Source organism: Mitsuaria sp. TWR114, from assembly GCF_007997345.1.
The window spans coordinates 1-6380 of sequence record NZ_VOSR01000159.1; the positions used below are offsets into that span (position 1 = coordinate 1).

Genomic DNA, 6380 nt, shown 5'->3' on the forward strand with positions numbered 1-6380 from the left:
CCTGCGCCAGGCCGAGGCGAACTACGGCAAGCTGATCCAGGCCTCGCCCGAGGCGCAGTCGGCCCGCGTCGCGCTGGCCCAGCTGCAGCTGCGCGGCGGCGATGCCGAGCAGGCGATGACGACGCTGCAACCGGCGCTCGACGGCAAGGCGCCGTCGGCCGAGGTGCTGGCGCTGGCCGCCGAGATCCGCCTCAAGCAGGGGCTGGGCGCCGAGGCCGAGCGCTTCCTCGCCCGCGCCGCCGAGGTCAATCCGAACGACGTGCGCAGCCGTGTCGGCCTGGCGCTGGGCCAGATCCAGAAGGGCCAGGAAGCTGCCGGCGTGGCCGCGCTGCGCAAGCTCTCGGCCGAGGACAAGGGCACCTCCGCCGACATCGCGCTGATCAGCGTGCTGGCGCGCAAGAAGGACTACGAGGCCGCGACGCAGGCGATCGCCGCGCTGGAGAAGAAGGATCCCAAGTCCTCGACCGCGCCCGAGCTGCGCGGCCGCATGGCGCTGCTGCGCGGCGACCGCGCCGGCGCGCGCGCCGCCTTCGACGAGGCGGTCCGGCGCGAGCCCACCTCGATGACCGCGGCCAACAGCCTGTCCACCATGGACCTGCAGGACCGCAAGGCCGAGGACGCCGTCAAGCGCTACGAGGTGGTGCTCAAGGCCGATCCGAAGAACCTGCGCGCCGAGATGGCGACCATGGGGCTGAAGCTGGCGCACAAGCTGGTCGAGAAGGACGTGGCGATCAAGCGCCTGACCGAACTCGCCCGGCAGCATCCGGACGACCCGACGCCGCGCCAGGCGGCGGTCGGCCTGCTGATGGAGCAGAAGGACTTCAAGACCGCGCTGTCGCTGGCCCAGGAAGGCGTCACCGCCAGCCCGGACAACCCGGCGCTGATCGACCTGCTGGGCCAGGTGCAGGCCGCCACCGGCGACCGCCAGCAGGCCATCAGCAGCTTCAACAAGGTCGCGACGCTGCAGCCGCGCTCGCCGCTGGGACCGCTGCGCCTGGCCGACCTGCACCTGCTGGCCGGCGACAAGGAGGCCGCGGCCGCGGCGCTCAAGCGGGCCCAGGCGATCGGGCCCGGCGACGGCGAGCTGGCGCGCAAGGTGGTCGAGAAGGCCCTGCAGATGGGCCGCCCGGACCTGGCGCTCGTCGCGGTCAAGGGCCTGCAGCAGGCGCAGCCCAAGTTCGGCCTGGGCTGGAAGCTCGAGGGCGACGTGGCGCGCAGCCGGCGCGACTTCCCCGCCGCGGTGACCGCCTACCGCAAGGCCGACCAGCTGGCCGCCGAGGCCGGCGCCACCACCGCCAACACCGAGCTGGCGATCGTGCTGCACAGCACGCTGATCGAGTCCGGCCGCAAGGACGAGGCCGAGCGTTACGCCGCCGCCTATCTGGCCAAGTACAAGACCGACGAGCTGTTCCAGTACCACCTGGGCGACGTGGCGCTCAACAGCGGCCGCTATCCCGAGGCGGAGCAGCGCTATCAGGCGGTGCTGGCCGCCAATCCGATGAACGCGGCGGCGGCCAACAACATCGCCTGGCTGCGCCTGCGGGCCGGCAAGGCGGACGAGGGCTTGAAATTTGCCGAGCAAGCGAACAAGCTCCGCCCCAACGTGCCGCCTTACATGGACACGCTGGCGGAGGCCCTCGCCGCCAAGGGCCAGAACGCCAAGGCCGTCGAGGTGCAGAAGGAAGCCGTGAAGCAGGCGCCGTCGGTGCCCGCGTACCGCCTGCGCCTGGCGCAGCTGTACGTGGCCGGCGGCAACAAGGGCGATGCCGAGGCGGAACTCAAGCGCCTGGCGGACCTGGGACCGAATTTCGAGCAACAAGCCGAGGTGCGAAAGCTGCAGGCCGCGATCCGCTGAGGCGGTCGACCACGAGGTCGGACGCCCGCGCGGGCCGAGAGGCGGCGGAGACACCGCACCCGGGGAGGGGACGGTCATGAGCCAGATTCGACGATCCAGTCTTCGCAAGCGGTTCCACCAGGGGCTGCGGCGGATCTTCTCCTCGCTGCCGAAGCCGATGCGCTTCGCGATCTACCGCCGCATGGTGGATTGCGACCCGTCGCCCTCGGAGCGCCTGGAGCTCAAGGTGGCGGACACGCAGGAGGAACTCGATGCCTGCTTCCGCATCCTGCACGACGCCTACGTCGGCAGCGGCTTCATGAAACCCGACCCGAGCGGCCTGCGCGTGACGGTCTATCACGCCCTCCCGACCACGACGACGCTGTGCGCCAAGTACGACGGCGTGGTGGTGGGCACCATCTCGATGGTGCGCGAGGGCGTGTTCGGCTTCCCGCTGCAGTCCGTCTTCGACCTCGAGGGCGTGCGGGCCAAGGGCGGCAAGATCGCCGAGATCTCGGCCCTGGCGGTGGCGCCGGCCTTCCGCAAGACCGGCGGCGCGATCCTGTTCCCGCTGATGAAGTTCATGCACCAGTACTGCACCGAGTACTTCGATACCCGGCACCTGGTGATCGCGGTGAACCCCGACAAGATCGAGCTGTACGAGGCGCTGCTGTTCTTCCGGCGGCTCAAGGAGCAGACGGTGGCGGAGTACGACTTCGCCAACGGTGCGCCGGCGGTCGGGGCGACGCTGGACCTGCACGAGGCCGATGCGCTGTTCGAGCGCCATTACCGCGGCCGCAAGCCGGTGAAGAACCTGCACCACTACTTCTTCCGCCACCGGCTGCCCAACATCCGCTTGCCCGAGCGCCGCTTCCACACCACCAACGACCCGGTCATGACGCCGGCGCTGCTGGACCATTTCTTCAACCGCGTGGTGCCGGTGTTCGCGCAGATGGACGACCGCAAGAAGGCGCTGCTGTGGTCGGTGTACCGCGAGGATGCGCAGTTCCGCTCGGTGCTGCCGATGCTCAGCGGCGGCGGGCAGGACCTGGGGCGCTCGCTGCGGCAGTACCCGCGCTATTCGATCCGCTGCCCCGGCCACCTGGACATCCGCGCGGCCAACGACAGCGAGATGGGCCACTTCGACCTCGACGTGATCGAGGTCTCGGCCCACGGCTTCCAGGCCGAGTGCGACCATGAACTCCCGCTGCAGGTGGACGGCACGGTCGAGATCGAGCTGGGCCACAGCGAGACGGCCCATGTGACCTGCCGCGCCGTGCGCCGCAAGGACACTGACCAGGGCAGCTTCTACGGCTTCCGCATCGACGAACCCGACCGCCACTGGCGCAGCTTCGTCTCCACGCTGGAGATGGGCATCACCTCGAAGGACCTTGCCGCATGACCCGCAGTACCGACCGGATCCCCTCGACGACGCCCCCGAACGCGACCGATGCCGCACGGGCTCCCGGACGCGCCCGCGTCGTGGCGCGCCGCGAGCTGCTGGCCTGGGGCGCGGGCGGCGCGCTCGGCGCCTGGGGCCTGGCCGGCACGGGCACGGCCCGGGCGCAGGAGATGTCCAACACCCTGCCGGACCTGATCGACCGCAGCCGCCAGGCGGTGGTGGCGGTGGGCACCTTCGCGGCGACGGACAACCCGCGCTTCGGCTTCCGCGGCACCGGCTTCGCGGTGGGGGACGGGCGCCGCATCGTGACCTGCGCGCATGTGGTCCCGAACCCGGTCGAGAAGGACCTGATGATCACCGTGCCGGCGGCCGGCAATGCGTCGGGGCAGCCGCAGCTGCGGGCGGTGAAGCTGCTGCGCCGCGACGCGGCGCGCGACCTGGCGATCCTGGAGCTGGCCGACGACAAGGGCGCGCTGGTGGACGTGCTGTCGCTGGCGGAGGTCGATGGCGACCGGCCGGTGGTCCGGGAGGGCGCGGCGGTGGCGCTGATGGGGTATCCGATCGGCACCGCGCTGGGCGTGACGATGGCGACGCACCGCGGCAGCATCGCCGCGATCACCCGGGCCGCGCTGCCGGCGCCCAGTTCCAATGCGCTGTCCGAGCGCGCGGTGCGCCAGCTGAGGGAAGGCGCGCTGGAGTTCCTGCAGCTGGACGCCACGGCCTATCCGGGCAACAGCGGCGGGCCGCTGCTGGACATCCGCACCGGCAAGGTGGTGGGCGTGGTCAACATGGTGGCCCTCAAGGGCACCCGCGAATCGGCGCTCAGCGCGCCCAGCGGCATCAGCTACGCGGTACCGGTGAAGTACGTCTGGCCGCTGCTGGACAAGTGAGGCCTCAGCCGGCCCGCTCTTCAGGGTGTTGGCAATCCGAGCCTGTCGAAGAAGGCGCGATTGCGTTCCCGGGCCGCGTTGAGCAGTCGGTCGAACGAGATCACTTCGATGTAGGCCCTGAAGTTGTCGTTGAAGCCGAAGTAGCCCTGCTTGTCGCTGGTTTCGCGCAGCCCCAGGACCTTGCAACGATGGCGCACGGTTGAAGTCAGGTCCGCGATGACGTAGCAGAACCCTGGGATCGTGTCGGAACCCGGGATGGGGCGCCCCCGCGCGGTCTTGACACCGCCTTCGCGAATCCGTTCGAGATAACCGAGCGCTTGCTCGATCGGGTCCTTGTCCTCTCCGGCGCGAGCGTCGTTCCTCATCGGGCGCTTGATCTCCACCACCACGATCGATCCCAGCGGCAGCTTCTGACCTTCGTTCACCAGCAGCGGTTGGTCGAAGACATTCAAGGCGCACAGGTCCGGCTCCTTGGCATCGATGCTTCCGGTGATCGGCATGGAGGCCAGCGGCCGATCCGATGCGAGAAAGTTGTGGAACGCCAGTCGTTCATCGATCAACCAGAGGTTCGAGCCATCCGAGAACACTTCGTCGGAGGTCTTGCGCATCGGCATGATCAGATCGTGGATCAGATCCTCGCGCGCGTATCGACCGTCGGCGCCGACGCTGATGGCCTTCTCCAGGATGTCGAGGATGATCTTGCGGTGGAAGACGTAGTTGGCGAGGTCAGACTTCTTGATGTCATCGACCTTCTCGAGATAGCGCTGCAGTCGAAGCTGGTACTGGGCCGGTGACTCGGCGTCTCCCAGGTTCATCATCTCGTGGCCTTCCGCGAGCAGGCTGCCTTCGATGTCCGCGAGATGACGGTGCAAGAGCAGATCGAGGTCGCGGTCCGAGATGTCGGGATCAACGCTCAACCGGGCCGGCTCGATCCGGTTGAGGATCGGCCGGTAGCGAGGTGCCCGCTCGGAGACGAAGCGCTCCACGCGGTCCCGGCTGGCCTTTGCATTCGTTTCAAGGTGGTCACGCAGGTGCTGGCTGGCGCGGGTGACCACGGCGTCCCGGATGTCGTCGATCCCGAGTTCGGTAGCCGAGAACAGGTCATCGCTGATGGCCCCGAGGTCGAAGCCGATGCGTTCGGGCCGGACGTGGCCATCCAGGTAGGCCGAGGTGATGTAGCAGGCGTAGTGGAAGTCGCCCTCCGGATCCTTGATCCGACCATGGAGACCGGAGATCCGACCGCCCAAGGGTTCCTTCTCCACGACGCGGCCCGCGGCACACCAGGCCAGGAAGTGCTGGCGGTCCGCGCCGGCCTTCAATCGCAGATGGGTCAGTTCGAACTCCTGCCCCTTGAGCGTGATTCGCTCCTTGGTCGAGGACGACAGCATGTAGGCGGCGTGGACCTCATGCAAGTCGATCACCTCGTCGCCGTCCACGACCGAGACGGCCGGTGCGCCCCCCTCGCGCACGAAATACCAGAGGCAATGCTCGAAGACGTTCTGGGCAATGGTGGTGGCCGTCTTTGGTGAAGCCTCGCGATAGGGCTGGTCGAAGCCGCAGAGTTCAATGATCGTTGTCGGCTGTGCGTCGGGAGGAGAGTCGGTCATCACCTGCGCGGTGACGCCATGCGCGGGCGTGAACGAGAAATTGCGCTGGCGCAGGCTGCCGTCACTGGAACGAAAGATGCTGGACACCTTGACCGCTTCGAAGGCCTTCAGCCACAGCAGTCGCCCCACGCCCCGGCAGCCCAGCGCGGCCTTGTAGTCGCTGTCCAGCGTCTCGAACGAGGACATGTTCCGTTCGTCGAACCCGACGCCGTTGTCGATGATGCGGAAGCCGACGATGGGCTCCTGGGGCGGCGCCCCGCGGCGCTGCCGGGTGTCTTCCAGCAACTGCTGCTGGGGCGTGCGGAGCACCTCGATGCGAATGTCCCCACCGTCGGGATCGTCCGAGTCGGCGATCGCCTGGATCGCATTGACCACGGCCTCGTAGAGCGGCATGAGTCCCTGGCTGCGCAACAGGGCGGTGTTGCGCAGGCGGCCCTTCAGATAGGTGTTCATGCTCATTGCCACGTTCCTCGTCCGTCCTCACGAAGGGGCATTCTCATCCCGTTCCGGAGGGCCGCCGGACACCCAGGAACAACTGTGCAAGGATCGGTAGGCGCGCAGGCAAGGTGGAGGCGGCAGAGCCTCAGCCGGCGTGGCCGGCCGGCGCCGCCATGCCCGGCTGCGGCGCGGGCTCGCGCAGCAGCAGG

Annotated in this window: 4 protein-coding genes; 3 read left to right on the forward strand and 1 reads right to left on the reverse strand. The window is 68.7% G+C overall.

Annotated elements, in window-relative coordinates; genetic code table 11:
- From prsT to FUT87_RS07505, 3 genes are all read left to right on the forward strand, one after another.
- The coding region (prsT, locus tag FUT87_RS07495) for an XrtA/PEP-CTERM system TPR-repeat protein PrsT (RefSeq protein WP_186830411.1) at positions 1-1855 on the forward strand (1855 nt) is incomplete at its 5' end.
- Between the two features lie 76 nt (positions 1856-1931).
- Positions 1932-3236: a GNAT family N-acetyltransferase gene (locus tag FUT87_RS07500; RefSeq protein WP_091724020.1), complete on the forward strand. Its 1305-nt coding sequence runs from the start codon at positions 1932-1934 to the stop codon at positions 3234-3236.
- Positions 3233-4126 carry a serine protease gene (locus tag FUT87_RS07505; RefSeq protein WP_091724022.1) on the forward strand — a complete coding sequence of 298 codons (894 nt, stop codon included), beginning with the start codon at positions 3233-3235 and terminating at the stop codon, positions 4124-4126. Before FUT87_RS07500 ends, FUT87_RS07505 begins: the two co-directional genes overlap by 4 nt.
- 20 nt (positions 4127-4146) lie before the next feature.
- Here the strand turns inward: FUT87_RS07505 and FUT87_RS07510 are convergent, their stop codons facing one another.
- Complete coding sequence (locus FUT87_RS07510; protein ID WP_147240622.1) at positions 4147-6192, reverse strand: ATP-binding protein; 2046 nt, start codon at positions 6190-6192, stop codon at positions 4147-4149.
- Positions 6193-6380: the final 188 nt, after the last annotated feature.